A 24,242-nucleotide genomic window follows, 5' to 3' on the forward strand; every position below is an offset into this window, starting at 1 on the left:
CGCGCCGCACCCCTCGACCCGCGCGACCGCGGCCGTCCTCGCGTGATCAGTCCCGCGCGTCGACCCCGCTCGTGTCGATGAACGCCCAGCCGTACGCACCGAGCTCGCGGCGCGCCGCGATCGACCCCGTGAGCACGTCGCGGCCGGGCACATCGACCGCGAACGGCTCTGCACTGTGGTTGATGACGGTGAGGATGCCGCCTCGGCGTGCGATCTCGACGTGCTCGGGAAGGCCCTCGATCTCGGCGGTCACTCCCGCCTCGGCGGCGAGCCAGCGCAGCACGGCTGCCATGCCGGCGTCGTCCGGGATCGTCGCGAGGTAGTAGCCGTTGCCGTCCCCGAAGGCCTTGCGGGTGAACGCCGCTCGCCCGGCGGTGCGACCCTCGGTGAAGCGACCCAGCACCTCGGCATCCTGCACGAGGAGCTCTTCCGCGAAGTACTGGCCGACGATCGTCCCCGCGGGGCCGTCCACTGGCGCCTCCGACTGGCCCGGCCCGTCGGGCACGGCGTGGCTCGCGACCTCTCCGGCCGAGTCGGCCGATCGCACCGACTCGGGCGGCACCAGCGCCCCGAAGTCCTCGAGCGCGACGCCGAGCGCGTCCCGCAGCGACACGATGAAGCCGCCCTCGCGGAACGCGTCGTCCTGGTCGACGACATCGCTGAACGCCGAGACGAACAGGTTGCCGCCCTGCGCGACATACGCCGTGAGATTCGCGGCGCCCTCATCGCTCAGCAGATACTGCTGAGGCGCGACCACGAGTGAATAGCCGCGGAGATCGCTCGTCGTGTTCACGATGTCGACCGCGAGGTTCTGCCGATGCAGCGCCGCATGCCAGCGGTGCGAGAGCGTCAGGTAGTCGAGCACGATCGGGTGGTCGCGCCCGTCGATCGCCCACCAGTTCTCCCAGTCGAAGACGAGAGCGATCTTCGCCCCCGACGAGACGTCCGGCATCTCGGGGAGCTGCGCGAGCTGTCCGCCCAGCTCGACGACCTCCCGCCAGGTGCGGGTGTCGAGCCCGGCCTGCGGCACCATCGCCGAGTGGAACTTCTCGCTGCCGCGGCGCGACTGCCGCCACTGGAAGAACATGATCCCGTCGGCGCCTCGGCCCACCGCCTGCGCGCTGATCGCCGCCATCTGACCGGGTGCTTTCGGGGCGTTGGTGGGACGCCAGTTCAGGGCATTGGTGGACTGCTCCGTGAGGATCCAGGGCACCCCGGGCTTGAGGCCGCGCATCAGCTCGCGCGCGAACGCGGCCCCGCGGAACGACTGGGGGTCGTTGGGATCGGGGTAGTTGTCGTCGCTGATCACGTCGACCTCGGCCGCCCACTTCCAGTAGTCGGCCGGCGGGAACGCGCCCATGAAGTTGGTCGTGATCGGCTGGGTCGCTCCCGCGGCTCGGATGATGTCGCGCTCCATCACATACAGCTCGAGCAGGGTGTCGGAGGTGAACCGCTTGAAGTCCAGCACGCTGGTCGGGTTGATGCTGTACGGCGCCTTGCGCGGCGGCACGATCTGATCGAAGGCGGTGTAGCGCTGCGACCAGAAGTCCGTGCCCCAGGCGTGGTTGAGGGCGTCGATCGTCGCGTACCTGCGCTGCAACCATGCGCGGAACGCGTCGCGCGCGGCGTCGGAGTAGTCGTAGTGCAGATGGCATCCGTACTCGTTGTTGACGTGCCACAGCACGACGGCAGGATGCTGCGCGTAGCGCTCCGCGAGAGCGGTGACGAGTTCGGCCGCGAGGCGACGGTAGACGGGAGAGGAGGGCGCGAAGGCCTGGCGGCTGCCGGGCCAGAACGTCGAGCCGTCGGCATCCTGCGGCAGCATCTCGGGGTAGGCGGTCGAGGCCCACGGCGGCGGGGATGCGGTGGCGGTGGCGAGGTCGACCTGGATGCCGCCCTCGTGCAGCAGCCCGATGATCTCGTCGAGCCACTCCCAGTCGAACTCGCCCTCGGCCGGCTGGATGCGCGACCACGAGAAGATCCCCAGGCTCACGAGCGTCACGCCGGCCTCGCGCATCAGCCGGACGTCGTCCGGCCACACCTCTCGCGGCCACTGCTCGGGGTTGTAGTCGGCGCCGTAGTGCATGAGTCTCCTGGGTCGGGTGTTCGGCCTGCTCTCTCGACCCTAGCGGGGAAGCGCTTTCCAGCACAGTCGTCCGGCGTGCTTCCGCAACTGCAAGGACACCCTAGTAAATATGCGGATGCCGAAGTACCATCGTCATAGTGCCAACGACGGCGCGAAGGGACATCGCACAATGACTCGTACCATTCCCCACTTCGTAGGCGGAAAGCACCTCACCCCCGAGGGAGGGCGCTTCGCCGACGTGTTCGATCCGAGCACGGGATCCGTTCAGGCGCGCGTGCCGCTGGCCTCCGCGCAGGAGGTCGCCGATGTGATCGCGAACGCCGAGGCCGCGCAGGTCGAGTGGGCGGCGACCAACCCCCAGAAGCGCGCACGTGTGCTGCTGCGCTTCCTCGATCTCGTGCAGCGCGAGATGACCGAGCTCGCCGAGTTGCTTGCGAGCGAGCACGGCAAGACGGTCGACGATGCGAAGGGCGACATCCAGCGGGGTCTCGAGGTCATCGAGTTCTCCGCGGGCGCGCCGCACCTGCTCAAAGGCGAGTACTCGACGGGTGCCGGCGCCGGCATCGACGTCTACTCGATGCGGCAGCCGCTCGGAGTGGTGGCGGCGATCACCCCGTTCAACTTCCCGGCGATGATCCCCCTGTGGAAGGCGGGCCCCGCCCTCGCCGCCGGCAACGCCGTGGTGCTCAAGCCCAGCGAGCGCGACCCCTCGGTGCCGGTGCGCATCGCCGAGCTGTTCCTCGACGCGGGGCTGCCCGCCGGGGTCCTCAACGTCGTGCACGGTGACAAAGAGGCCGTCGACGCGCTGCTCACCGACGACCGCATCCGCGCCGTCGGCTTCGTGGGCTCGACGCCGATCGCCGAGTACATCTATTCGACGGCGGCCGCGCACGGCAAGCGCGCGCAGTGCTTCGGCGGCGCCAAGAACCACATGATCGTCATGCCCGACGCCGACCTCGACCAGGCCGTCGACGCGCTGGTCGGCTCGGGATACGGATCGGCGGGCGAGCGTTGCATGGCGATCTCGGTCGCGGTGCCGGTCGGTCAGGAGACGGCGGATGCTCTCGCCGCCAAGCTCACCCAGCGCGTGGCGCAGCTGCGGATCGGCCCGTCCCTCGCCTCCGACGTCGACTACGGGCCACTCGTCACCCGGGCTGCCGTCGAGCGGGTCGAGGGGTACATCCAGCAGGGGGTCGACGAGGGCGCGACCCTCCTGGCCGACGGTCGCGGCTTCACGGTGCCCGGTCATGAGCAGGGCTTCTACCTCGGACCGACGCTGTTCGACGACGTGACCACCGACATGGCGATCTACCGCGAGGAGATCTTCGGACCGGTGCTCGTGATCGCCCGCGCCGCCGATTACGAGGAGGCGCTGCGCATGGCATCCGAGCACGAATACGGCAACGGCGTCGCGATCTTCACGCGCGACGGAGACGCGGCACGCGACTTCGCCGCACGGGTCGAGGTCGGGATGGTCGGCGTCAACGTGCCGATCCCGGTGCCGATCGCGTATTACACGTTCGGCGGCTGGAAGCGCAGCGGGTTCGGCGACCTCAACCAGCACGGCGCCGATGCCTTCCGCTTCTACACGAAGACCAAGACGGTCACGAGCCGCTGGCCGTCGGCCGGCATCCGCGACGGCGCCAGCTTCGTGATCCCCACCATGCACTGACCTCGCGACGCCCACAAGGAATCGACATGACAATGACCACCGTCACCACCACCGCCGAAGAGCGCGAGGCCATTCTCGACGCCGTCCGCGAGTTCGCCGAGACCGAGCTCGCACCCTTCTCCGCCGAACGCGACGAGAAGCACATCTTCCCCCGCGAGTCGCTCGGCAAGGCCGGAGAACTGGGCCTCGGCGGCATCTACGTGAGCGAGGAGTTCGGCGGCACGGGCCTCAGCCGCTCCGACACCGTGGCGATCTTCGAAGAGCTCGCGAAGGGCGATCCCGCGGTCGCCGCCTACATCTCGATCCACAACATGGTGGTGTGGATGATCGACACCTACGGCGACGATGCACAGCGCGGCCGCTGGCTGCCCGACCTCACCGCCATGCAGGAGTTCGGCGGCTACTGCCTGACCGAGCCGGGCGTCGGATCCGATGCCGCGAACGTCGCGACGAGCGCGGTGCGCGACGGGGACGACTACCTCCTCACCGGCGTGAAGCAGTTCATCTCGGGTGCCGGCGAGGCCGCCGTCTACGTGGTGATGGCCCGTACCGGCGAGCCGGGAGCCCGGGGCATCAGCGCCTTCCTCGTTCCCGGCGATGCCGAGGGACTCAGCTTCGGGGCGCCCGAGAAGAAGATGGGCTGGCACGCCCAGCCCACCCGTCAGGTGATCCTCGACGGCGTGCGCATCCCCGCATCCGGAATGCTCGGCGACGAGGGCCGTGGCTTCGCGATCGCGATGTCGGCCCTCAACGGCGGTCGCCTCAACATCGCGGCCTGCTCCATCGGAGGTGCCCAGTGGGCCCTGGATCGGGCGGTGCAGTACGTGCACGAGCGCGTGGCGTTCGGCGAGCCGCTGGCCGAGAAGCAGTCGATCCTGTTCGCGATCGCCGACATGCGCACCGACCTGCAGGCCGCTCGCCTCATGGTGACCGACGGCGCGCTGGCGGTCGACGAGCACGCCCCGGATGCCACGATGCGATGCGCGATGGCCAAGCGCTTCGCGACGGATGCCGGATTCGACGTCGCCAACCGCGCGCTGCAGCTGCACGGCGGCTACGGCTACCTGCAGGACTACGGCATCGAGAAGGTCGTGCGCGACCTGCGGGTGCACCAGATCCTCGAGGGCACGAACGAGATCATGCGCCTGATCGTCGGGCGCGAGATGCTGCGACCGGCGGGATCCGCCTCGATGCGGAGCGCATCATGAGCGAGTCGTCGAGCGTCCGGATCGCCTTCCTCGGACTCGGCCACATGGGGCTGCCGATGGCGAAGAACCTCGTCGCCGCAGGGCACGAGGTGCACGGGTTCGACCTGGTGCCCGCGGCGATCGAGGCGGCGCAGGCCGCCGGCATCCCCGTCGCGGCCAGCGGAGCGGACGCCGTCGCCGACGCCGACGTCGTCATCACGATGTTCCCGGCGGGAAGGCACGTGATCGACGCGTACCGCACCGAGCTGCTCGCCGCAGCCCGCCCCGGCACCCTGTTCATCGAGTCGTCGACGATCGCGGTCGACGAGGCCCGTGCCGCCCACGCGCTCGCGCTCGCCGCGGGGCATCGCAATGTCGACGCCCCGGTGTCCGGCGGCGTCGTCGGTGCCGAGAACGGCACGCTCGCGTTCATGGTGGGCGGCTCGGACGAGGACTTCGCCGCCGCACTGCCGGTGCTCGAGATCATGGGCACGCGCATCGTGCACTGCGGGGGGTCGGGGCTCGGCCAGGCCGCGAAGGTGTGCAACAACATGGTGCTCGCCGTCTCGCAGATCGCGGTGGCTGAGGCTTTCGTGCTCGGCGAGCGGCTCGGGCTCGAGCACCAGGCGCTGTTCGACGTGGTGTCGCAGGCGTCCGGTCAGTGCTGGTCCATCACGACCAACTGCCCCGTCCCCGGCCCCGTTCCGACGAGCCCGGCGAACCGCGACTACCAGCCGGGCTTCGCCGGTGCTCTGATGGCGAAGGATCTCGGGCTCGCGCTGCAGGCGATCGAGCAGACGTCGACCGACGCGCGGATGGGGCGGCTCGCCCAGCAGCTCTACGCCGCCTTCGCTGCGGGCGACGGCGCGACCCGCGACTTCTCCGGCATCATCACCGACATCCGCGACGGCAGCGTGTGAGCCGCGCGAGATACTGAGATGACCACGACGGAGAGGCCTTCACGATGACGGAATACGAGACGATCCTGGTCGAGCAGCGCGGACGTGTGGGGTGGATCACCCTGAACCGCCCCGAGGCGCTCAACGCGTTGAACAGTCGCCTCGCCGACGAGGTCACCGCGGCCGCTGTGGCCTTCGACCTCGACGACGGGGTCGGCGCCATCGTCGTGACCGGGTCTGAGAAGGCGTTCGCCGCCGGCGCGGACATCAAGGAGATGGAGGGCATGTCAGCCTCCGAGATGCTCGAGACCGATCATTTCGGCGTCTGGCATGAGTTCGCCGCGGTGCGCACGCCCGTGATCGCCGCCGTCTCAGGGTTCGCACTCGGGGGAGGATGCGAGCTCGCGATGATGTGCGACATCATCCTCGCCGCCGACACCGCGAAGTTCGGGCAGCCCGAGATCAACCTCGGCGTCATTCCCGGCATGGGCGGCACGCAGCGGCTCATCCGCGCCGTGGGCTACTACAAGGCGGCCGAACTCGTGCTGTCCGGTCGGTTCATGGGCGCCGAGGAGGCGGAGCGCTCCGGCCTCGTGTCGCGCGTCGTGCCGGCATCCGACCTCCTCGCCGAGGCTACGAGGCTCGCCGAGACCATCGCGTCGAAATCGCTGCCGTCGGTGTTCGCCGCGAAGGCCGCGCTCGACGCGGCGATGGAGACGACGCTCGCCGATGGCCTCGCCCACGAGAAGCGGGCGTTCGCCGAGCTGTTCGACACCGCAGACCAGAAGGAAGGCATGTCCGCCTTCCGGGAGAAGCGTGCGCCCGACTTCCAGAACCGCTGAGCGCCGCTCCACAACTCCGGAGGACTGCGCCCGTTCCGTGCCGAGCACCCGCCGGCAAGCCCGAGCCCCCTCGGATCTCCGGAGTCATGGAGCAGAGCCTGCACGCAGGCGGCGGGAGACCTCAGCCGCGCAGCGCGTCGACGATCTTCGCCACGCGCCGCTCGCGGGTCGCATCCTGTTTGGCCTCCGCCACCGAGCGGGCGTGCTCTTTGCGCACGGAATAGGGGAGCGCGTCGAAGCCGGCGCGCAGCGCGGTGTCGGCGTCGAGCGCCTCCGCGAGGGCGGCGGGCACCTCGACAGTGCGCTCGGCCGCATCCAGCCGGATCACCGCATCGACCTCCTCGCCGATCTCGACGCCGAGGTCGGTGCGCACAGCCTTGCTGAAGCCGATCATGTTCGCACCTCCCATCCGGGCCAGGCGCAGACGGGCGGTGCGTCCTCCGATCGTGACCGCGACGGGGAACGCCTTCCCCGCTCCGAACGAGGCGACCTGCTCGTCGGTGAGGATGATCGCGGCGGCGGGGCCACGGCCTTCGAGGATGGTGTGCAGGCGCAGTTCGCTCATGCGGGCAGTGTACGCCCGCGTCCCTCGGCCTCGGATGCCAGGTGGGCGTTGCGCTCCTCGATCAGGCGTCGCATGTACTCGCGAAGGATCAGACGGTCGACGAGGCGTCCGATCGGACCGAACGGCGAGTGGAAGACGATCGTGTCGCGGGCCAGGGTTCCCTGCGGATGCTCCTCGAACACGTGCTCGTGCTCGAACGCTCCGAACGGCCCGGAGAGCTGCCGATCGCGGAACCCACGCGGCGGGTCGACGTCGTACACGATCGTCCGCAGCCGGAACGGGATGCCGAAGTGCCGTGCTCGCCACGTGACGGTCGACCCCTCCGTGAACACGCCGCCGGCGGGAGCCTCGATCATGGTCTCCCGGTATCGCGCCATCGACCGCAGGTGCATCCCGGGGTCGAGAGCGACTGCGAACACCGTCTCACGCGGTGCGGCGATGACCGTCTCGAGCACGAACGCGGCCATGTCAGAGCGGCTCGGGCTGCGGCCTGGGGTCGGTGAAGTCGCCGGCGGCCTTGCGCATGCGGGCGACGATCGCGACGAGCTCGGCGGCATCCTCGCGGCTCATCCCCGGGTCGGCGAAGACATCGGCGTTCAGGGCGTCCGTGGCGCGAGCGACCAGTTCTCGGCCCGACTCGGTCAGGGCGAGCAGTGCCGCACGGCCGTCGTGCGGGTGCGGTTCGCGCACGATGAGTCCGTCGCGCACGAGGCGCTCCGCGGTGCTCGTGACGGTCGTCGCGTGCACCTGCAGTCGGGCGACGACGCTCGACAGCGGCAGTCGGCCCGACCGGCTGAACGCCAGCAGACGCAGCATCTCGTATCGGGCGAAGCTGAGCGCGAAGGGCTTGAGCGTCGCGTCGACCCGCGCGAGCAGCAGCTGCTGCGCGCGCATGACGGAGGTGACCACGGTCATGCCGTCGGCGGCATCGGTCCATCCGTGCGCGAGCCACTGCCGCTTCGCCTCGGCGAGCGGATCGACGGGCAGCGGACGCGGTCGGTTCACGGTTCTACGGTAGGCCATCGCGTCGCTGCAGCCGGGACCCGGCACCCGGGAGCCGACTGGTGGCCCTCAGTCGCTCGTCGGGTGGAACTCAGTATCAAGGGACTAGAATCGACGCAGTCGTGAGGAGCAATCGATGAAGATCTTCGTCCTGGTCAAAGAGGTGCCGGACACCTATGGCGACCGCAAGCTGAACCTCGAGACCGGCCTCGCCGACAGAGGCGCCGGCGACGTGGTGCTCGATGAGATCACGGAGCGCGCGCTCGAGGTCGCGCTGAGTCATGCCGACAAGAATGAGGGCACCGAGGTGGTCGCGGTCGCGATGGCTCCTGGCGGCTCGACCGCATCGGTGCGCCGAGCGCTCGCGATCGGCGCAGGCTCCGCAGTGCACATCGCCGACGAGCAGCTCGCGGGGGCCGACCTCGGCCTCACTGCCGAGACGCTGGCCGCGGCGATCCGTCGCGGCGAACCCGACCTGGTGATCACCGGCAACCTGTCGACCGACGGCTCGGGCGGCGTCATGGCGGCGATGCTCGCCGAGCACCTGGGGTGGGCGCAGGCGACGGCGCTGACCTCGGTCGAGATCTCCTCGGACGGCATCACCGGAACCCGAGGGGCGGATGCCGGAGCGCAGCCGATCTCGGCATCCCTCCCGGCGGTGATCTCGATCACCGAGGCACTGCCCGACGCGCGCTTCCCCAACTTCAAGGGCATCATGGCGGCGAAGAAGAAGCCGCTCGAGGTGCTCACCCTCGACGACCTCGGTGTCTCCGCGGACCCGGCGGCCGCACCCCGCACCATCATGACGTCGGTCGCCGAGAAGCCGCCGCGCGCGGCCGGCGTGAAGATCGTCGATGAGGGCGATGCCGCCGAGAAGCTGGTCGAGTACCTCGTGCAGAACAGGCTGGTGTGACATGACCTACCCCGAGAACCCCATCCTCGTCCTCGTCGACCTCGACCCCGCGGGCAACCCCGCCAGCAGCACGGCGGCGCTGATCGGCGCGGCCTCGACCGTCGGCGCTCCGGTCGCGCTCGTCGTCGGAGGGTCCGCAGACGCGGCGGCTCAGGTGGCCGCGGCCGGAGCATCGGTCGTGCTCACGGCCGACGGCGACCCGACGGTGCTCACCGTGCCGATCGTCGATGCACTGCACGCGGCCTTCGAGCAGGTGCGGCCGGACGCGGTGCTGATCTCGAACTCGATCAGCGGACGCGATGTCGCCGGGCGGTTCGCCGTGCGCGCGAAGCTGGCGCTGTCGGTCGACGCCGTCGGCGTCTCGAGGGATGACGAGGGCATCGTCGCCCACCACTCCGTCTACGGAGGCGCGTACCTCACCGACTCGGCTCCCACGTTCGGCGCACCGGTCATCACGGTGCGTCAGGGCGCGGTCGACGCGCGAGCCGAGGCGGTGGAGTCGCCGACGATCGACGCGCTCTCCGTGTCGGCATCCGGCACCGTCGGGGCGACCGTCGGCGCGGTCGAGGCCGTCGAGTCCACGTCGACGCGGCCTGAGCTGCGCGGCGCCACGCGGGTCGTCTCGGGTGGTCGCGGCCTCGCCTCGAAGGAGAAGTTCGTGCTCGTCGAAGAGCTCGCCGACGCTCTCGGCGCAGCGGTCGGCGCCTCGCGCGCGGCGGTCGACGCCGGCTACATCCCCCAGTCGCATCAGGTCGGTCAGACGGGCGTCTCGGTCTCGCCGCAGCTGTATGTCGCCCTCGGCATCTCGGGTGCGATCCAGCATCGCGCGGGCATGCAGACGGCGAAGAACATCGTCGCGATCAACAAGGACGGCGAGGCGCCGATCTTCGACGTCGCCGACTTCGGCATCGTCGGCGATCTGTTCACGATCGTCCCGCAGGTGATCGCGGCCCTCGAGGCGCGGAAGAAGTAGCCATGGCGACGCGGATGCTCAGGCGCGGGCTCCCGCGCGTTCCCGGCGGCGAGCCGTGGCCTCCCGGCGACATCGCCGTGGAGGCGCCTGCGGATGCCGAGCACGCATCGCCGCTCTCGGCGCCGTCGACCTCGCTCGATGAGTCGGAGGAGGCCGCCCCGGCGGCTGCCGCTCCGGTGGCTACCGTTCCCAAGACTGCCGTGCCGGAGCCCGAGTCCTCGGTCGTCGAGCACGCGGTGCCGTCTGCGGCGAGTGGCGCGTCTCTTCGCCGGGGCCTTCCGCGCACGCCGGGTGGCGAACCGTGGCCTCCCGCGAGCGTGGCGGCTGTCGCAGGCGCAGGCGCTGCCGCGGCGCGGACATCGTCTTCGACGCCGGAGCCGGCGGATGCTGCCACCGACGCCGCGGCAGACGTGCCGACCCGGTCCGCCTCGCCGTCCACGCTCGACGAGCCGACGCCTGAGTCGGCCCCGGTCGTCGCGCAGACGGGATCCGTGCGTCGCGGTCTGCCGCGAGTCGCCGGCGGAGACCCGTGGCCCCCGGCGGATACCGTTCCGCTGATCGCAGTCGCCTCGGACGCGGCCTCCTCCATCGCCGTCGATGCCCCGGCTGCCGCGGATGCCCCGGCCTCCGCGGATGCAGCCCCCGAGGTCGCGGCATCTGCACCGGCATCCGCACCGGCCGCCGCTCCGGCATCCGCACCCACCACGGCCGTCGCCACCGCCGCCGCGTTCGCGCTCGGGGATCCTTCGATCCCGCTGCCCGCTCCCCGCACCGTCTGGAACGGCAGTGCGCCTCGGCACGTCACGGCGACCGCTCCGGCATCCGACCGACCTCGGCCGACCTGGACCCAGGCGATCGCCGTCCTTCTGGGCGCCGCGGCTCTCGGCATCCTGGCGGCCGCTGCCGTGGCGTTCGTGCGGGCGCTGCTGAGCTTCCCGTTCATGCAGGACTTCCTCGCCGCGTTCCCCGGCGAATACGAGCCGGCCGTCGCCGTCGAACCGGGATTCGCCCCGTGGACCAACTGGGCGCACTTCTTCAACGTGTTCCTGATGGTGCTGATCATCCGGTCGGGCCTCCGCATCCGCAACGAGAAGCGCCCGACCGCGTTCTGGACCCCGCGCAACGATCCCAAGGGCAAGGTCAGCCTGACGATCTGGTTCCACCAGGCGCTCGACATCCTCTGGCTCGTGAACGGCGTGATCTTCGTGGTGTTGCTTTTCGTCACCGGACACTGGGCGCGCATCGTGCCGACGAGCTGGGAGGTCATCCCGAACGCGCTGTCGGCCGCGCTGCAGTACGTGTCGTTCGACTGGCCGACCGAGCACGGCTGGGTGAACTACAACAGCCTGCAGCAGCTGGCCTACTTCGTCACGGTGTTCATCGCGGCTCCCTTGGCGGCGGCGACCGGGTTCCGCATGTCGGGGATGTGGCCGAAGAAGGCCGAACGTCTCTCGAAGGCCTACCCGATCGAGTGGGCCCGCGCGCTGCACTTCCCGATCATGATCTACTTCGTGGTGTTCATCATCGGACACGTCGCGCTGGTGTTCCTCACCGGGTTCCTGCGCAACCTCAACCACATGTACGCCTCCTCGGATGCCGTCGGCTGGACCGGGTTCTGGGTCTTCGTGGCATCCCTCGTGGTGATCGCCCTCGGCTGGGTCGCCGCCCGGCCGCTCGTGATCGCCCCGATCGCGAAGCTGTTCGGCACCGTCTCCGGACGTTGACCCGTCCACGATTCAGCCCAGACCGCTTCCGACGCAGCGAAACGGCCCCCTGCCTGAGGCAGGGGGCCGTTCATGCGAAAACGTGAGCGCGAGGGCCACGAGGCGCGGGCTCAGCGCACGAAGCGCACCTCGGTCAGCGTCTCGCCGAGGAACGGCTCGGTGTGGCTCGCGCCGTCGAGCGTGAATCCGTTGCGCGTGTAGAAGCGGTGGGCGCGGGGGTTGTCCTCCGCGACCCACAGGTAGAGAGGTTCGTCCTTCTCGACGGCGGCGTCGAACAGCTTCTGGCCGATGCCCGTGGAGTGGTACGCGTCGAGCAGGTAGATGAAGTACAGCTCGCGGAACGCCGGGGCGTCCTTGTCGCGGGCGGGGCCGGAGCCGACGAACCCGACGATCTCTCCGTCGACGAGCGCGGCGCGCATGGTGAACTCGGGGCCCTGCGAGGCCCAGTGCGTCCACAGCTCGGCCATGCGGCGGGGCGAGACCTTCTCGAGGGCTGCCTTGCTGATCAGGTGGTCATAGGTCTCGTGCCAGCACTGCGCGTGCACGCGACCCAGGGCTTCCGCATCCACATCACGGACCGGACGGACGATGACTTCAGGCTGGGCTTCGGCGCTCATATCGCGACTCTACGCGCGGGGTCCGCGAAGAGGAAATCGAACGGAAGCGTTCCCGCAGCACCGATATGCCGCTGGAGACATCGCACAACGATGTTCGCGAATCGTTCGTCGCTGGCTACGATCAGTGCTCGTGAACGTGATCTGGCGCACTCTCCTCGTGATCCTCTCCGCCCGTCGCCGCGTGCGGCGAGGCAAGACCCTCGACGCGGGCTCCGTCAGCAGCATCACACTGACGACGCTCCCCACCGACATCGACATCCTGCGCCACATGAACAACGGTCGCTACCTGTCGCTGTTCGACCTCGGTCGCTGGGACCTGCTGATCCGCACGGGGCTGTTCGACGCGATGAACGAGCGCGGCTGGTACGCCGTCGTGTCGAGCGAGACCGTCACCTTCCGCAAGTCCCTGCAGCTCTGGCAGCGGTTCGAGGTGCAGTCCCGGTTCATCGGACACGACGACAAGGCCGTGTTCCTCGAGCACCGAGCCGTCGTCGGCGGCGAGATCTACGCGCGGGTGATCGTGCGCTCGCGGATGCTGCGCCGCACCGGCGGCACGGTCAGCAACGAAGAGCTGTTCGCCGCAGTGGGCAAGCCCGAGGGCGTGCCCGAGATCGATCCGTGGGTGCACGACTGGGCCGCGGCATCCGCTCTGCCTCCCGTGCGCACCTCCGCGCCGAGCGTGTGGAACTGACCCCGTGACCGATCCGTGGGGTCTCGAGACGCGCGCACCGGGCTCGGTGCTGCTGGTGGGATGCGGCAAACTCGGCGTGCGACTCGGCGAGCGGCTCGTCGAGCAGGGCGCGCAGGTCACGGCCATGCGCCGGAGTGCGGGGGAGCTGCCCTTCCCGACGATCGAGGCGGATCTGCGGCATCCGCTCGACCGCGACCTTCCGGCCTTCGACTCGGTCGTGGTCACGCTGCCGCCCAGCACCGAGGGCGACTCGATCTATCCACCGGCGCTGCGCGGACTCGCGAAGGCCCTGCCGTCGATGCCGGAGCGGGTCGTGTTCGTGTCATCGACGCGGGTGTTCGAGGGGCGTCCTGGCGAGACACCGCTGACCGAGCGCGACGCGACGCGGGTCTCGAGCGAGCGAGGCGGCGATCTGGTCGAGGGCGAGCAGCTGGCCATGGAGCTGTTCGGTGCCCGCATCGTGCGGCCCGCCGGCATCTACGGCCCGGGACGCGACTTCCTCATCCGACGGGTGCGAGAGGCGGCACCGGTCGACCACACGCGTCGCACGAACCGGATCCACGAGACGGACCTCGTGCGGCTGCTCGAGGCGATGCTGCGTGCCGACTCCGCGCCACCGCTGATCCACGCCGTCGATCGGGAGCCGGTGCTGCTCGGAGACGTGGTCGCGCATATCGCCACCCGGCTCGGCGTCGAGCCGCCGCCGCACCTCGACCCCGAGGTCGGCGGCGGGACGGTGCTCGACGGGCATCTGCTGCAGGAGTTCCTCGGCGATCTCGACTACCCGACCTTCCGCGAGGGATACGACGAGATGATCGCCGCGCTCTGAGCGGTTTCACCTCTTCCGGTCGCAGTTCGTGCCGCCCGCCCGCGCGTTCGACGGCACGAACTGCGGCCGGAACCGCACGACGCGATCGTCGCTCAGGGCCAGGCGCTCGCCGCGGTCCTAGGCTGAGCTCATGGCCGACCCGATGCCCTCCACGGATCCCGAATCCGTCTCGCTCGCGGACCGTGCGGTCGAGCTCGCCCGCCGCTGGGTGATCGAGGCCGCGGCCGCCGATGTCGATCCGGCGGCCGAGCGCCTGGCCGGTGTGCTGCAGGATGCCAACGGGCTGCCGTTCACGCTCGGATTCGTCGACGGGGTCATGCGCCCCGAGAGCCTCAGCGCCGCGGCATCCCAGCTGCACCGCATCGCCCCGATCGTGCCCGACTTCCTGCCGTGGTACCTGCGGTCGGCCGTGCGCATCGGCGGCGGAGTCGCGCAGATGCTGCCGAGCCCCGTGGTGCCCATCGCCCGCCGGGTGCTGCGCGAGATGGTCGGTCACCTGGTCGTCGACGCCCGACCGGCGAAGCTCGGTCCTGCGATCGCGAAGATCCGCGAATCGGGCGCACGACTCAACCTCAATCTGCTGGGAGAGGCCGTGCTCGGCGAGGCCGAGGCGCAGCGGCGGCTCGACGGCATCCATGAGCTGATCCGTCGTCCCGATGTCGACTACGTCTCGGTGAAGGTGTCGGCGATCGTCAGCCACATTTCGATGTGGGCGTTCGACGAGGTCGTGCAGTCGGTCGTCGAGCGACTCCTTCCGCTGTATCTGACCGCCGCGTCGGATCGCACCTTCATCAACCTCGACATGGAGGAGTATCGCGACCTCGATCTGACGATCGCGGTGTTCACACGCATCCTCGAGGATCCGCGGCTCGAAGGTCTCGAGGCCGGCATCGTGCTGCAGGCCTATCTGCCCGACGCCCTGTCGGCGCTGCAGCAGCTCACCGCCTGGGCTCGCGAGCGCGTCGACCACGGCGGCGCCCCCATCAAGGTGCGGCTCGTCAAGGGAGCCAACCTCGCGATGGAGCGGGTCGAGGCGCGGATGCACGGATGGACGCAGGCGACGTATGACACGAAGCTCGACACCGACGCCAACTATCTGCGCTGCCTCGACTGGGCGCTGCGCCCCGAGAACGTCGCCGCCGTGCGTCTGGGGATCGCGGGTCACAACCTGTTCGGCATCGCCTATGCGTGGCTGCTCGCGGGGGAGCGGGGTGTCCGCGCTCTCGATCCGGGATCGGCGACCGCCGCGAACTCGCAGCCGCCGATCGAATTCGAGATGCTCCTCGGCATGGCGCAGGGGCAGGTGCAGGCCGTCTCCCGCGAGGTCGGCGAGGTGCTTCTCTATGTCCCGGTCGTGAAGCCGAGCGAGTTCGACGTCGCCATCAGCTACCTGGTGCGCCGGCTCGAAGAGAACGCGTCGAGCGACAACTTCCTGTCCGCAGCATTCCGCCTCGGTGACGACGAGGCGCTGTTCGTGCGTGAGCGCGACAGGTTCCTCGATGCGGTCGACCGCTCGGCGTCCCCGACGCTGCAGGTGGGGGCGCTGCGCAGCCAGGACCGACTCGCACCCGTGCACGAGTCCATGCGGCCCGTGCCCGTGGCGCCTGCGCCCGAGGAGGGGCTGACCCAGGCGGTGCTCGGAATCTCGCGCGGATCGGATGACCCGACCGGGCCGTTCCTGGAGACCGCGGTCTACGCCCCACGCGAGATCGATGAGGCGACCGGCGGCGCGCCGGGCTTCGCGAACACCCCCGACAGCGACCCGTCGCTTCCGGCCAACCGGGACTGGGCCCGCGAGATCACCGCCCGGATCGACGACTCCACCCTCGGCGTCTCGACGATCGAGGCCGCCCGGATCGACGATGCGGACACGCTCGAGGCCACGATCGCGGGCGTGCACGACGCCGCGGCGCTCTGGGGTGCTCGCCCCGCCGCCGAGCGGGCCGAAGTGCTGCTGCGCGCGGCCGCCGCTCTGGAAGGCCGCCGCGGAGACCTGATCGAGGTCGCGGCCTCCGAGACCGGCAAGGTCTTCGCCGAGGCCGACGTCGAGGTCAGCGAGGCCGTGGACTTCGCGCGCTACTACGCCGCCAAGGCGCGGGAGTTGGATGCCGTCGCCGGCGCCACGTTCGACCCGGCGCGCGTGACGGTCGTCACCCCACCGTGGAACTTCCCTCTCGCGATCCCCGCGGGCGGCGTGCTCGCCGCGCTCGCCGCGGGCTCCGGAGTCGTCTTCAAGCCGGCTCCGCAGGCTCGCCGCTGCGCGGCGGTCATCGCCGAGACGCTCTGGGAGGTCGGCGTTCCCCGCGACGTGCTCGCCCTCGTCGACATCGAAGAGGGCGATCTCGGCCGCGAGCTGATCTCGCACGAGTCCGTCGATCGGGTCATCCTCACCGGTTCGTGGGAGACGGCGGCGCTGTTCCGCTCGTGGCGCCCCGAACTTCCGCTGCTCGCCGAGACCAGCGGCAAGAACGCGATGATCATCACCCCCTCGGCTGATCTCGATCTCGCGGTCGCCGATCTGGTGCGCAGCGCCTTCGGGCACGCGGGGCAGAAGTGCTCGGCGGCCTCCCTCGCGATCCTCGTCGGACCCGTCGGACGCTCCCAGCGCTTCGCCCGTCAATTGGCCGATGCCACTCGGTCGCTGCATGTCGGCTGGCCCACCGATCCGCTCGCCGAGGTCGGACCCGTCATCGAGCGACCCGAGGGCAAGCTCGCGTGGGCGCTCACCGAGCTCGAAGGCGACGAGCAGTGGCTGATCGAGCCCGCCGTCTCGACCGACGACCCCACGGGGCGCCTCTGGCGACCCGGCATCCGTGTGGGAGTGCAGCCGGGTTCGCGGTTCCACACCGAGGAGTTCTTCGGCCCGGTGCTCGGCGTCATGCACGCGCCGACGCTGGAGCGGGCGATCGATCTGCAGAATGCGGTCGAGTACGGTCTGACCGCCGGACTGCACACGCAGGACCCGGCTGAGCTCGCGCTCTGGCTCGACCGCGTGCAGGCCGGCAACCTCTACGTGAACCGGGGCATCACCGGTGCGATCGTGCAGCGCCAGCCGTTCGGCGGGTGGAAGCGCTCCGCGGTGGGCCCCGGCGCCAAGGCCGGCGGCCCGAACTACCTCATCGGACTCGGATCCTGGCGATCGAGCGGGTCCGGCACCGTCTCGAGCACTCTCCATCTGCGCGGGCTGGACTCGCGCATCACCGACCTCATCGAGTCGGCGCAGCCGTCGCTCGACTTCGAGGCCTTCGAGTGGCTGCGTCGTTCTGCGCTCTCGGATGCGCTCGCCTGGGACCGCGAGTTCGGGCAGGTGCGCGACGTGTCGCACCTCGGGATCGAGCGCAACCTGTTCCGCTACCGCCCGGTTCCGGTCGCGATCAGAGCCACCGCGGATGCCGGCTGGCAGGAGCTGCTGCGCGTCGTCGTCGCCGCGGTGCGCGCCGGCGCCCGGTTCGTGCTGTCGACGCCCGTCGGTCTTCCGGCGCTGGTTCGCCGCGCTCTCGGCGAGCTCGGCGCCGTCGTCCACATGGAGAGCGACGACGAGTGGATCGAGCGGATGCGGCGGCGCGGCGAGCAGTCGTCCGCGACGCTTGAATCCCTCGACGACGAATTGCGACCGAGCCGGGTGCGGCTGGTCGGGCCCCGCGACTCCGTGGCAGCGCGGCACCGCGCATTGGCGACAGCCGTCGGCGGCGATCCCGACCTCGCGGTGTACGACGGCGAGGTCACCTCCGCCGGGCGCATCGAGCTGCTGCCCTTCGTGCACGAGCAGGCCATCGCGATCACCGCGCACCGCTACGGCAACCCCGACGCCTGGAGCGCCTCCGTCATCTGACGCCGCGCGCGCGCTGTGTAAAGAATTCTTGACACAGACGATGCCGCAGGCGTAACCTCGTGTCAAGAATCTTTTACACGGGAGGATGTCATGGTCTACGAGGAGCGCAACGTCTGGGTCGGTCTCGTCGTCAGCCTGATCGCCATCACGGCGTACGTCGTCGCGGTGCTGCAGCAGGCGGCCGGCGGTCCCGTGACCGAGGTCGACTGGCCGCCGCTGATGCTGTGGATGATCGGCGGCGGAATCGTCGTGACCATCGCGATCAGCATCATCTGGGGCATGATCGCCGGCGCCCGCGACCCCGACGGCGTGGGCAGGTCCGACATCCGCGATCGGGACATCGGTCGCATGGGGAGTCGTGTCGAGCAGGCGTTCGTGGCCATCGCGGGCACCGGCGTGATCCTGCTCTGCGCGATGAACGCGGACGTCTTCTGGATCGCCCACGCCATGTTCGCGGGCTTCGCGATCGCGACGATCGTGGGCGGGATCGCGCGGGTCGTGGCCTATCGAAGGGGTCTCGTCTGATGGTCAAGCCGACGCTCGTCTCCAACCGCATCCGTGCGCATCGGGAGGCCGCCGGTCTGACCCAGGCCGAGCTCGCCCGCCGCGTCGGCGTGACTCGCCAGACGCTGATCGCGATCGAGCAGGAGAAGTACTCGCCGACCCTCGAACTGGCCTTTCAGATCGCCCGGGCGTTCGGCGTCGGCATCGACGACCTGTTCCAGTACCCCGAGCCCACGAGCGCGGAGGTGTGAGATGACCGAGACGATGCCTGCCTGGGTGCGTGAGACATACGGCCCGTCCGACGGAGTGCACCTCGAGCAGATCCCCGTTCCGATTCCGCGTCCGGGCGAGGTGGTGCTGCGCGTCGAGGCGACCGCCCTCAACGCCGGTGACATCCGCCTCATGCTCGGAGACCCCCTGCTCGTGCGTCCGGTCTTCGGCCTGACGCGCCCGAAGCATCCGGTGCGGGGAATGGAGGTGGCCGGCACCGTCGTCGCCGTCGGATCCCAGGAGATCGGCGCCGAGGTCGGCGAGCGCGTGGTGGGCGAGCTCGTCGGAGGAGGGGGACTCGCATCGCATGTCGCTGTGCCCGCGACGCGCCTCGTCCCGATCCCGCCGGATGTGACCTCCGTGACTGCGGCCTGCCTGCCGATCGCCGCAGGCACCGCATGGCAGGCCCTCGACCACGCCGGCATCGGCTTCCGCTCCGTCAAGCACACTGCGGCGGGCCACGTTCCTCGAGTCCTGGTGCTCGGCGCCTCCGGGGAGTGGGCACCTTCGTGGTGCAGCTCGCGGCGCTGCGCGGTGCCGAGGTCTGGGCGACGTGCGGTGAACGCAACGCGCGCCTCGTCGAGCACCTCGGCGCCGTGCGCACCCTCGACCACCGTCGCTCGCCGCTGACGGAGCTGCCCGCAGCACACTTCGACGCGGTGATCGACATCGCCGGAGGGATGCCGCTGTGCGACCTGCAGCGCCTCGTGATCTCCGGCGGCCGGGTGGTGCTCGTGACGGGCGACGGCGGCCACGTGCTCGGCCCGATCCCGCGGATGGTGAAGGCGGCGTTCCTGTCGATCGGTTCGAGCCGCCGCATCCGCCCGCTCGCGGCGAGCCCTCGTCCGGAGATCCTCGCGAAGCTGCTCGAGCTCACCGCCGAGGGGCGGATCACACCCGTGATCGAGCGCGAATTCGGATTCGACGAGGCCCGCGCGGCCCTCGCGCACCTCGAAGCCGGTCATACGGTCGGCAAGGTCGTCGTCCGCGGAGCCTGAGCGAGAAGCGCCTGCGCTCTGGCGGCGTCCAGGGGGCGGGTGACAGAATGGATGCTGGCGTGCCCGAGTCGCATCTTCCCCGGGCGCCGGCTCTCATCGAGCGGCGCGGGTCGAAGGACCGCCGGGCCCCTGGACAGCGTCCGCCGCATCCGTTCGAGGAGCCCCATGTCTGTCGAAACCACTGCGCCGGCATCCGAGACCGCAGCCCCGGTCCGCACCGCACACCACCGTCACTACCTGATGTGCACGCCGTCGCACTTCACGGTGAACTACTCGATCAACCCGTGGATGGAGCCCTCGAAGCCGACCGACACGGCCAGGGCGGTCGAGCAGTGGCAGAAGCTGCACGACCTGTACCTCGAGCTCGGCCATGAGGTCGAGCTGATCGAGCCTCTCGCCGGGTTCCCCGACATGGTCTACACAGCGAACGGCGGATTCCTGATCGATGGCCGCGCCTACGTGCCGAAGTTCCGCTTCGTCGAGCGCCAGGGCGAGGCGCCCGCGTTCGCCGACTGGTTCCGCGCCGCGGGCTACGACACCGTGATCCCCGAAGAGGTCAACGAGGGCGAGGGTGACTTCCTGCTCGTCGGCGACGTGATCCTCGCCGGCACCGGGTTCCGCTCGACCGGCGACAGCCACCGCGAGGTCGGCGACGTCTTCGGCCGTGAGGTCGTGTCGCTCAACCTGGTCGACCCGCGCTTCTACCACCTGGACACCGCGATCGCGGTGCTCGACCCCGTGCAGGGCGTAGAGAACGGCGGCCCCGAGCGCGCGAACATCGCGTATCTGCCCGGCGCGTTCGATGACGAGAGCCGGGCGATCCTCGAGGAGCGCTTCCCCGAGGCGATCCTCGTGTCCGACGAGGACGGATCCGTCTTCGGTCTCAACTCCGCGAGCGACGGCTACAACGTGATCATCTCGCCGCGCGCGAAGGGCTTCGAGAAGCAGCTGCGCGAGCGCGGCTACAACCCGATCATGATCGACCTGTCCGAGCTGCTGCTCGGCGGCGGCGGCATCAAGTGCTGCACCCTCGAACTGCGCGGTGCGGTGTGACCGCCGTCGACTCGGGCGTGAGCGCCGAGGTGACGGCGGAGCCGCACGTCGCCCACAACTACCACCCGCTGCCGGTCAACATCGCCCGGGGTGAGGGTGCGTGGGTGACGGATGTCGAGGGCAAGCGGTACCTCGATCTGCTCGCCGCCTATTCGGCGGTGAACTTCGGGCACCGGCATCCGGCTCTCGTGGCGGCCCTGACCGAGCAGCTCGGTCGCGTCACCCTCACGAGCCGCGCCTTCATGAGCGATCGGCTCGAGCCGTTCGCCGCCGCGCTGTCGACTCTCGCCGGCAAAGACATGGTGCTGCCGATGAACACCGGCGCCGAAGCGGTCGAGACCGGCATCAAGGTCGCTCGCGCATGGGGGTATCGCGTCAAGGGCATCGCGGACGACCAGGCGCGCATCATCGTCGCGGCCGGCAACTTCCACGGACGCACCACGACCATCGTCAGCTTCAGCGACGACCCCGAGGCGCGGACGGACTTCGGCCCGTACACGCCGGGATTCGACGTGGTTCCCTATGGGGACGCGGATGCCGTCGCAGCGGCCATCACCGAGAACACCGCCGCCGTGCTGATCGAGCCGATCCAGGGCGAGGGCGGAGTGGTGATCCCCCCGGAGGGATACCTGCGCCGCATCCGCGAGATCTGCGACGAGAAGAACGTGCTGTTCATCGCCGATGAGATCCAGTCGGGTCTCGGCCGGGTCGGCGAGACCTTCGCCTGCGATCGGGAGGGCGTCGTGCCCGACCTGTATCTCCTGGGCAAGGCGCTGGGCGGCGGGATCCTTCCGGTGTCGGCGGTCGTCGGCGACGCGGATGTGCTCGGAGTCATCCGCCCGGGTGAACACGGTTCGACGTTCGGGGGCAACCCGCTCGCCGCGGCCGTCGGCCTGCGGGTCGTCGAGATGCTCGAGTCCGGGGAGTTCCAGGAGCGCGCTCGCGCACTCGGCGCCCACCTCGCCGCCGGCCTCGAGCCGCTGATCGGGCACGGGGTGACCGAGGTGCGCATCGCCGGGCTGTGGGCCGGCGTCGACATCGACCCCGCCAAGGGCACCGGCCGCGAGATCGCGGAGAAGCTCCTCGACCGGGGTGTGCTCGTCAAGGACACCCACGGTCAGACGATCCGCATCGCCCCTCCGCTGGTGATCCGCGCGACCGAACTCGACTGGGCGGTCGAGCAGCTGAAGCTGGTTCTCGGGGCGTGACGCCCTGTCCGCCGGGCGACACGCCCGGCGGACAGCCCGGATTTGCCGGAACCCCGGAACCCACGTAACTTATTACTTGTTCGCCCCACAGGGAAGCGGAGAGGCCGAGAGCCTTACCCCCCTCAAGCGGAGAACCACCTCCACTCGATCAGCTCCTCGGAGCAGATCGCAGACACACTTCTGTCTGACCTGGAGCTTCCACTTCGGAGAAACGGTCGATTTGACAGCGACTCCGGAACGGATAAGCTAGTGAAGTTGCCTCGGCGGCCTTGAGCCCCGAGCTGCAGATCTGGTTCTGAGCCTCACGGCGTGTCGATTTGACAGGCCGAATGGCACAGATAAGATAGAGAAGTTGCCCTTCGGGCCTGGTTGTGATGACTGGGTCGTGGGAGCATCCGATCCTTGAGAACTCAACAGCGTGCACTTGTCAAATGCCAAATAACCTCGATTCAGCTTCGGCTGGATGAGATTCCTTTGGATCAAAGACCAACCTCCTTGTGGGGTTGGCAACGGATAAAGTCAGCAATGATTTGTCTCTTTGGTCAGCATCAAACTCGCTGCGTCACCGTTTTCCCGGTGTTGTATGCATTTCTTTTTTACGGAGAGTTTGATCCTGGCTCAGGATGAACGCTGGCGGCGTGCTTAACACATGCAAGTCGAACGGTGAACACGGAGCTTGCTCTGTGGGATCAGTGGCGAACGGGTGAGTAACACGTGAGCAACCTGCCCCTGACTCTGGGATAAGCGCTGGAAACGGCGTCTAATACTGGATACGAGTAGCGACCGCATGGTCAGTTACTGGAAAGATTTATTGGTTGGGGATGGGCTCGCGGCCTATCAGCTTGTTGGTGAGGTAATGGCTCACCAAGGCGTCGACGGGTAGCCGGCCTGAGAGGGTGACCGGCCACACTGGGACTGAGACACGGCCCAGACTCCTACGGGAGGCAGCAGTGGGGAATATTGCACAATGGGCGCAAGCCTGATGCAGCAACGCCGCGTGAGGGATGACGGCCTTCGGGTTGTAAACCTCTTTTAGCAGGGAAGAAGCGAAAGTGACGGTACCTGCAGAAAAAGCGCCGGCTAACTACGTGCCAGCAGCCGCGGTAATACGTAGGGCGCAAGCGTTATCCGGAATTATTGGGCGTAAAGAGCTCGTAGGCGGTTTGTCGCGTCTGCTGTGAAATCCGGAGGCTCAACCTCCGGCCTGCAGTGGGTACGGGCAGACTAGAGTGCGGTAGGGGAGATTGGAATTCCTGGTGTAGCGGTGGAATGCGCAGATATCAGGAGGAACACCGATGGCGAAGGCAGATCTCTGGGCCGTAACTGACGCTGAGGAGCGAAAGGGTGGGGAGCAAACAGGCTTAGATACCCTGGTAGTCCACCCCGTAAACGTTGGGAACTAGTTGTGGGGTCCATTCCACGGATTCCGTGACGCAGCTAACGCATTAAGTTCCCCGCCTGGGGAGTACGGCCGCAAGGCTAAAACTCAAAGGAATTGACGGGGACCCGCACAAGCGGCGGAGCATGCGGATTAATTCGATGCAACGCGAAGAACCTTACCAAGGCTTGACATATACGAGAACGGGCCAGAAATGGTCAACTCTTTGGACACTCGTAAACAGGTGGTGCATGGTTGTCGTCAGCTCGTGTCGTGAGATGTTGGGTTAAGTCCCGCAACGAGCGCAACCCTCGTTCTATGTTGCCAGCACGTAATGGTGGGAACTCATGGGATACTGCCGGGGTCAACTCGGAGGAAGGTGGGGATGACGTCAAATCATCATGCCCCTTATGTCTTGGGCTTCACGCATGCTACAATGGCCGGTACAAAGGGCTGCAATACCGCGAGGTGGAGCGAATCCCAAAAAGCCGGTCCCAGTTCGGATTGAGGTCTGCAACTCGACCTCATGAAGTCGGAGTCGCTAGTAATCGCAGATCAGCAACGCTGCGGTGAATACGTTCCCGGGTCTTGTACACACCGCCCGTCAAGTCATGAAAGTCGGTAACACCTGAAGCCGGTGGCCTAACCCTTGTGGAGGGAGCCGTCGAAGGTGGGATCGGTAATTAGGACTAAGTCGTAACAAGGTAGCCGTACCGGAAGGTGCGGCTGGATCACCTCCTTTCTAAGGAGCATCTGACTCTTCGGAGTCCAGAACCCAGATCGAAGACGTTCGTTCTTCGCTGGGAGCTCATGGGTGGAACATTTGACATGACATCAGCGCAGCTGAGTCTCGTGAGTACGCTGACCTTCGGGTCGGTTGGAAAGTGGGACTTCGTGAGCGAGGTGTCTGCACGCTGTTGGGTCCTGAGGGACCGGATGCGATCTTCGGATCGTTTCTGTACCTCTGGGCCTCTTGTTGTTTCCCCTGTGGGGGTGGCG

21 protein-coding genes and 1 rRNA gene are annotated in these 24,242 nt (G+C 68.7%); 17 read left to right on the plus strand and 5 right to left on the minus strand.

Annotated elements, in window-relative coordinates; genetic code table 11:
• Positions 1–46: 46 nt before the first annotated feature.
• Positions 47–2,086: a beta-galactosidase gene (locus ACZZZQ_RS09565; protein WP_463507425.1), complete on the minus strand. Its 2,040-nt coding sequence runs from the start codon at positions 2,084–2,086 to the stop codon at positions 47–49.
• A gap of 169 nt (positions 2,087–2,255) precedes the next feature.
• Here ACZZZQ_RS09565 and ACZZZQ_RS09570 point away from each other — a divergent pair, with 169 nt between their 5' ends.
• From ACZZZQ_RS09570 to ACZZZQ_RS09585, 4 genes are read left to right on the plus strand one after another with little or no spacing between them, the layout of a single operon-like run.
• Positions 2,256–3,758: a CoA-acylating methylmalonate-semialdehyde dehydrogenase gene (locus ACZZZQ_RS09570; RefSeq protein WP_463507426.1), complete on the plus strand. Its 1,503-nt coding sequence runs from the start codon at positions 2,256–2,258 to the stop codon at positions 3,756–3,758.
• Positions 3,759–3,784: 26 nt separating this feature from the next.
• A complete protein-coding gene (locus ACZZZQ_RS09575) occupies positions 3,785–4,966 on the plus strand; it encodes an acyl-CoA dehydrogenase family protein (protein WP_072591951.1) in 1,182 nt (393 codons plus the stop codon).
• On the plus strand, positions 4,963–5,865 hold the full coding sequence (mmsB, locus tag ACZZZQ_RS09580) for a 3-hydroxyisobutyrate dehydrogenase (RefSeq protein ID WP_053097851.1): 903 nt from the start codon (positions 4,963–4,965) through the stop codon (positions 5,863–5,865). The genes ACZZZQ_RS09575 and mmsB overlap by 4 nt, the downstream gene beginning before the upstream one ends.
• Before the next feature lie 44 nt (positions 5,866–5,909).
• On the plus strand, positions 5,910–6,686 hold the full coding sequence (locus ACZZZQ_RS09585; RefSeq protein WP_053097849.1) for an enoyl-CoA hydratase-related protein: 777 nt from the start codon (positions 5,910–5,912) through the stop codon (positions 6,684–6,686).
• Between the two features lie 121 nt (positions 6,687–6,807).
• Here ACZZZQ_RS09585 and ACZZZQ_RS09590 read toward each other — a convergent pair whose 3' ends face one another.
• Genes ACZZZQ_RS09590 through ACZZZQ_RS09600 form a run of 3 tightly spaced genes read right to left on the minus strand, consistent with a single transcriptional unit; the run spans position 6,808 to position 8,256 of the window.
• Positions 6,808–7,251: a YdeI/OmpD-associated family protein gene (locus tag ACZZZQ_RS09590; RefSeq protein WP_463507427.1), complete on the minus strand. Its 444-nt coding sequence runs from the start codon at positions 7,249–7,251 to the stop codon at positions 6,808–6,810.
• The gene (locus ACZZZQ_RS09595) at positions 7,248–7,718 is read right to left on the minus strand and encodes an SRPBCC family protein (RefSeq protein ID WP_053097845.1); all 471 of its coding nucleotides are present in this window, start codon (positions 7,716–7,718) and stop codon (positions 7,248–7,250) included. The genes ACZZZQ_RS09590 and ACZZZQ_RS09595 overlap by 4 nt, the downstream gene beginning before the upstream one ends.
• A 1-nt stretch (position 7,719) precedes the next feature.
• Positions 7,720–8,256 carry a MarR family winged helix-turn-helix transcriptional regulator gene (locus ACZZZQ_RS09600; protein WP_053099260.1) on the minus strand — a complete coding sequence of 179 codons (537 nt, stop codon included), beginning with the start codon at positions 8,254–8,256 and terminating at the stop codon, positions 7,720–7,722.
• A 133-nt stretch (positions 8,257–8,389) separates the two neighbouring features.
• Between ACZZZQ_RS09600 and ACZZZQ_RS09605 the strand changes: the two genes are divergently transcribed.
• The 3 genes from ACZZZQ_RS09605 to ACZZZQ_RS09615 are packed head-to-tail and all read left to right on the plus strand — an operon-like array spanning position 8,390 to position 11,863.
• The gene (locus ACZZZQ_RS09605; RefSeq protein ID WP_053097843.1) at positions 8,390–9,166 is read left to right on the plus strand and encodes an electron transfer flavoprotein subunit beta/FixA family protein; all 777 of its coding nucleotides are present in this window, start codon (positions 8,390–8,392) and stop codon (positions 9,164–9,166) included.
• 1 nt (position 9,167) lies between these two features.
• A complete protein-coding gene (locus ACZZZQ_RS09610) occupies positions 9,168–10,139 on the plus strand; it encodes an electron transfer flavoprotein subunit alpha/FixB family protein (protein ID WP_053097841.1) in 972 nt (323 codons plus the stop codon).
• 2 nt (positions 10,140–10,141) lie between these two features.
• Complete coding sequence (locus ACZZZQ_RS09615) at positions 10,142–11,863, plus strand: cytochrome b/b6 domain-containing protein (RefSeq protein ID WP_463507428.1); 1,722 nt, start codon at positions 10,142–10,144, stop codon at positions 11,861–11,863.
• Positions 11,864–11,973: 110 nt separating this feature from the next.
• Here ACZZZQ_RS09615 and ACZZZQ_RS09620 read toward each other — a convergent pair whose 3' ends face one another.
• Positions 11,974–12,480 (minus strand): GNAT family N-acetyltransferase, encoded by a 507-nt coding sequence (locus ACZZZQ_RS09620; RefSeq protein WP_053097837.1) that lies wholly within the window; start codon positions 12,478–12,480, stop codon positions 11,974–11,976.
• A gap of 130 nt (positions 12,481–12,610) precedes the next feature.
• Here ACZZZQ_RS09620 and ACZZZQ_RS09625 point away from each other — a divergent pair, with 130 nt between their 5' ends.
• From ACZZZQ_RS09625 to ACZZZQ_RS09670, 10 genes are all read left to right on the plus strand, one after another.
• Positions 12,611–13,171, plus strand: coding sequence for an acyl-CoA thioesterase (locus ACZZZQ_RS09625; RefSeq protein WP_056280685.1), 561 nt, complete (start codon positions 12,611–12,613; stop codon positions 13,169–13,171).
• Positions 13,172–13,175: 4 nt separating this feature from the next.
• A complete protein-coding gene (locus ACZZZQ_RS09630; protein WP_230101220.1) occupies positions 13,176–14,000 on the plus strand; it encodes a Rossmann-fold NAD(P)-binding domain-containing protein in 825 nt (274 codons plus the stop codon).
• 130 nt (positions 14,001–14,130) lie between these two features.
• Positions 14,131–17,832 (plus strand): proline dehydrogenase family protein, encoded by a 3,702-nt coding sequence (locus ACZZZQ_RS09635; protein WP_463507429.1) that lies wholly within the window; start codon positions 14,131–14,133, stop codon positions 17,830–17,832.
• Between the two features lie 90 nt (positions 17,833–17,922).
• Positions 17,923–18,357 carry a hypothetical protein gene (locus tag ACZZZQ_RS09640; RefSeq protein WP_447648231.1) on the plus strand — a complete coding sequence of 145 codons (435 nt, stop codon included), beginning with the start codon at positions 17,923–17,925 and terminating at the stop codon, positions 18,355–18,357.
• Positions 18,357–18,587 (plus strand): helix-turn-helix transcriptional regulator, encoded by a 231-nt coding sequence (locus tag ACZZZQ_RS09645; protein WP_320488836.1) that lies wholly within the window; start codon positions 18,357–18,359, stop codon positions 18,585–18,587. Before ACZZZQ_RS09640 ends, ACZZZQ_RS09645 begins: the two co-directional genes overlap by 1 nt.
• A gap of 1 nt (position 18,588) precedes the next feature.
• Entirely contained in the window at positions 18,589–19,236 is a 648-nt protein-coding gene (locus ACZZZQ_RS09650; protein WP_463507430.1) for an alcohol dehydrogenase catalytic domain-containing protein, read from the plus strand.
• Entirely contained in the window at positions 19,119–19,604 is a 486-nt protein-coding gene (locus ACZZZQ_RS09655) for a zinc-binding dehydrogenase (protein WP_463508093.1), read from the plus strand. The genes ACZZZQ_RS09650 and ACZZZQ_RS09655 overlap by 118 nt, the downstream gene beginning before the upstream one ends.
• A 165-nt stretch (positions 19,605–19,769) precedes the next feature.
• Positions 19,770–20,657, plus strand: a complete 888-nt coding sequence (ddaH, locus tag ACZZZQ_RS09660) for a dimethylargininase (protein ID WP_053097827.1) — start codon at positions 19,770–19,772, stop codon at positions 20,655–20,657.
• Positions 20,654–21,865 (plus strand): ornithine--oxo-acid transaminase, encoded by a 1,212-nt coding sequence (rocD, locus tag ACZZZQ_RS09665; RefSeq protein WP_053097826.1) that lies wholly within the window; start codon positions 20,654–20,656, stop codon positions 21,863–21,865. The genes ddaH and rocD overlap by 4 nt, the downstream gene beginning before the upstream one ends.
• A gap of 595 nt (positions 21,866–22,460) precedes the next feature.
• Positions 22,461–23,985, plus strand: a 16S ribosomal RNA gene (locus ACZZZQ_RS09670).
• Positions 23,986–24,242: the final 257 nt, after the last annotated feature.

This window comes from Microbacterium sp. AC132, from assembly GCF_979258525.1.

Excerpts from the sequence above, each read along its gene's own strand:
- ACZZZQ_RS09565 (WP_463507425.1), bottom strand. The coding sequence starts at position 2,086 with ATGCACTACGGCGCCGACTACAACCCCGAGCAGTGGCCGCGAGAGGTG.
- ACZZZQ_RS09570 (WP_463507426.1), top strand. The coding sequence starts at position 2,256 with ATGACTCGTACCATTCCCCACTTCGTAGGCGGAAAGCACCTCACCCCC.
- ACZZZQ_RS09575 (WP_072591951.1), top strand. The coding sequence starts at position 3,785 with ATGACAATGACCACCGTCACCACCACCGCCGAAGAGCGCGAGGCCATT.
- mmsB (WP_053097851.1), top strand. The coding sequence starts at position 4,963 with ATGAGCGAGTCGTCGAGCGTCCGGATCGCCTTCCTCGGACTCGGCCAC.
- ACZZZQ_RS09585 (WP_053097849.1), top strand. The coding sequence starts at position 5,910 with ATGACGGAATACGAGACGATCCTGGTCGAGCAGCGCGGACGTGTGGGG.
- ACZZZQ_RS09590 (WP_463507427.1), bottom strand. The coding sequence starts at position 7,251 with ATGAGCGAACTGCGCCTGCACACCATCCTCGAAGGCCGTGGCCCCGCC.
- ACZZZQ_RS09595 (WP_053097845.1), bottom strand. The coding sequence starts at position 7,718 with ATGGCCGCGTTCGTGCTCGAGACGGTCATCGCCGCACCGCGTGAGACG.
- ACZZZQ_RS09605 (WP_053097843.1), top strand. The coding sequence starts at position 8,390 with ATGAAGATCTTCGTCCTGGTCAAAGAGGTGCCGGACACCTATGGCGAC.
- ACZZZQ_RS09610 (WP_053097841.1), top strand. The coding sequence starts at position 9,168 with ATGACCTACCCCGAGAACCCCATCCTCGTCCTCGTCGACCTCGACCCC.
- ACZZZQ_RS09615 (WP_463507428.1), top strand. The coding sequence starts at position 10,142 with ATGGCGACGCGGATGCTCAGGCGCGGGCTCCCGCGCGTTCCCGGCGGC.
- ACZZZQ_RS09620 (WP_053097837.1), bottom strand. The coding sequence starts at position 12,480 with ATGAGCGCCGAAGCCCAGCCTGAAGTCATCGTCCGTCCGGTCCGTGAT.
- ACZZZQ_RS09635 (WP_463507429.1), top strand. The coding sequence starts at position 14,131 with ATGGCCGACCCGATGCCCTCCACGGATCCCGAATCCGTCTCGCTCGCG.
- ACZZZQ_RS09640 (WP_447648231.1), top strand. The coding sequence starts at position 17,923 with ATGGTCTACGAGGAGCGCAACGTCTGGGTCGGTCTCGTCGTCAGCCTG.
- ACZZZQ_RS09645 (WP_320488836.1), top strand. The coding sequence starts at position 18,357 with ATGGTCAAGCCGACGCTCGTCTCCAACCGCATCCGTGCGCATCGGGAG.
- ACZZZQ_RS09650 (WP_463507430.1), top strand. The coding sequence starts at position 18,589 with ATGACCGAGACGATGCCTGCCTGGGTGCGTGAGACATACGGCCCGTCC.
- ddaH (WP_053097827.1), top strand. The coding sequence starts at position 19,770 with ATGTCTGTCGAAACCACTGCGCCGGCATCCGAGACCGCAGCCCCGGTC.